The organism is Alicyclobacillus contaminans DSM 17975, assembly GCF_000429525.1.
Lineage (GTDB): Bacteria > Bacillota > Bacilli > Alicyclobacillales > Alicyclobacillaceae > Alicyclobacillus_A > Alicyclobacillus_A contaminans.
The window spans coordinates 1-2,531 of record NZ_AUCA01000091.1 but is presented as its reverse complement, the minus strand read 5'-3'; the positions used below and the strand labels follow the sequence as shown (position 1 = coordinate 2,531).

General features: G+C 56.1%; 3 protein-coding genes. 2 read left to right on the top strand and 1 reads right to left on the bottom strand.

Going from position 1 to position 2,531, the window contains the following annotated elements; all coding sequences use genetic code 11:
- Positions 1-92: 92 nt before the first annotated feature.
- Complete coding sequence (locus tag G463_RS0117165; protein WP_026976108.1) at positions 93-617, bottom strand: hypothetical protein; 525 nt, start codon at positions 615-617, stop codon at positions 93-95.
- 151 nt (positions 618-768) lie between these two features.
- On the opposite strand from G463_RS0117165, the gene G463_RS23890 reads away from it, so the two are divergent.
- Together G463_RS23890 and G463_RS0117155 are read left to right on the top strand one after the other, a co-directional pair.
- Positions 769-903, top strand: coding sequence for a hypothetical protein (locus tag G463_RS23890; protein WP_281171097.1), 135 nt, complete (start codon positions 769-771; stop codon positions 901-903).
- Between the two features lie 16 nt (positions 904-919).
- Entirely contained in the window at positions 920-2,095 is a 1,176-nt protein-coding gene (locus G463_RS0117155) for an alpha-hydroxy-acid oxidizing protein (RefSeq protein WP_026976107.1), read from the top strand.
- The last annotated feature ends 436 nt before the right edge of the window (positions 2,096-2,531 follow it).

The following is a 2,531-nucleotide window of genomic DNA, read 5'->3' as shown; positions in this document are numbered from 1 at the left end:
TACCAGAAAATGAGGGTGTTTTTGCCTTTTCAGCGCCTGAAATCCCAGTCGCACCAAGGATTTATTGACTCAGACCGGGTGCGAAACTTGAGTCATTTATTGATGAGTCTTTTGATGAGACGGATGTCTAACTCGTTCCTGTGGCTCGTGGTACGTACCTTTTCCACTGAAACCCGCAACTCCGCCATGTTCTCGGAGAGTTTTGCCACTTGCTCGAAGGTTGAGTAAGCAATGTTTTCTACTTCCGCAAGACGACTGCTGAATTCGTCCATCTGGACAGACAAGCCATTCACCTTGTTGGACAAATCGGTGACGGCCGACGCGATCTCGACCATGCTCACGGACAAACCGTGAATTTCGCCGGCCATTCGTTCTTCAACGCCCTGAACGGTGTGGGCCATTCGCTCTTCGACGCTGCGAACTTCGCCGGCCATTCGTTCTTCAACGCCCTGAACAGTGTTGGCCATTCGCTCTTCGACGCTGTGAATTTCACTGGCCATCCGATCTTCAAGACCTTGAATTTTGTTGGCCATCCGATCTTCGACGCTGTGGATCTCCTCTGTCAGTGCATCTGTGACCTCGGCGCGGATCAGTTCAATCAGGCGTTGCTCATCCATGCTCGACACTCCGTTCGATGATGCATAAGCCCGTCCGTTCTCCATGTCTCCGACTTGGAAGCTCACTTCAAATACTACATGAAGCACCGACCTGGTGCCATCAAACTTTGAATAACAACAGCCTTTATGGAAGCGACCGGTGTGTGCGCATATGCCGTTTCAACCATTCCGTCGCAAAATTCAGTGCATGATTTTCCCGTTGCGTCAAATCAAGCAGGACTTTGACAAGGTCGGGTGGAATCACTTTGAAAATATTCTGGATCGGTTTGGGGCGGACGAGGGATGAGTGGGGGAATGACGGAATGACCAGATTCGGGTTGGAAGCGCAATTGAAGATCTACGCCCAGGGTTTACTCCCTGATGGGACGAAGCGGATGTGGCCGATTGCCCTGGAGGCGTGGCGAGAACAGGCGCGCGAACGGCTTGCGGTGGGGCCCTGGGGGTATCTGGAGGGCGGTGCCGGCGGCGGGTCGACCATGGCAGCCAATCGGGAAGCGTTTTCAAAATGGGCCCTCAGACCGCGGATGATGCGAAACGTGGAAGATCGAGATCTGTCCATCGACCTGTTGGGCACGACGTATCCGGCGCCTTTCCTGTTGGCGCCCATCGGCGTGCAGTCCATCCTGCACAGGGAGGCGGAATTGGCGCCGGCCCGAGCGGCTGCGGAGCGGTGCATACCGTTTCTTGTAAGCACCGTGTCCTCCGTGCCGATGGAGACGATTGCGCAGGCGATGGGGGATGCCCCGCGTTGGTTTCAACTGTACCCAGGGCGAGATCCGAACATTGTCTCCAGTTTCATTCAACGAGCGGAACGGAGTGGCTATTCAGCGCTGGTGGTGACCGTGGACACCACGATGCTTGGCTGGCGCGAAATGGACCTGGACAACGCTTACCTGCCGTTTCTGTTTGGAGAAGGTGTCGCGAATTTCTTTACCGATCCCGTCTTTCGAAGCCGGCTCTCGGAATCTCCAGAAGCGAATCCCCAGGCGGCCATACAGGAATTCCTATCGGTTTACGTCAACCCGGCGTTCACGCTGGAAGACCTGGCGGATATTCGCCGACAGACGAAACTTCCGCTGTGGGTGAAGGGCATCACGCACCCGGAGGACGCCCTGGCTGTGCAGGCCTTGGGCGCGGATGGTGTGATTGTGTCTAACCACGGTGGACGACAGGTGGATGGGGCGGTGGCTTCGCTCGATGCGTTGCCGGAGATCCGTTCGGCCGTGGGGGATGCATATCCGCTCCTGTTCGACAGTGGCGTTCGTCGGGCCGCCGATATCCTAAAGGCACTGGCTCTCGGGGCGGATGCCGTATTGGTGGGGCGACCCTACGCTTACGCACTGGCTGTCGGTGGCCAGGCGGGGGTCACGGAGTGGCTCCATCTGCTGCTGGCGGAGTTGGATTTGGAACTGGCGCTGGCCGGATATCGGTCGATACGGGATGTGGATCGGAGCGCGGTCACCAGGGTCAGTCGTTGACGCACGATATCATCGTTTGGCCTGCGAAACAGGCAGGAGGAAGCCACCGTGAAGATTCGCAGGGAGATTGTCTGGATTGCAGGTCTCAGTATCGGGACAACGCTGGTCGTCATTACCAGACTGTGAGTGGGGCATCCTGTGGATTGCCCCGCCAGGACTCCAAACTCCACCTCCGGGGCACTCGCGGTCACGGAATGTCCATACACATCCTCCTCCCTCTCCTTGGGTCCATCACCAGATACGTCTTCCATCTATGCGCTGTTACTCCGCATGGGCTATCGAAACAAATCCATCCGGCTTCAAACTGTCGCAGCGATTCACTGGGTACTATGTGAACCAAACTATAAGAGCGTGTCCGAAAAGCCGTTGATTTTGGGTGAATAGCAAAACGCACCTAACCGTAGAATTGGTAAAATTGTAGCTGACCAAAACAAAC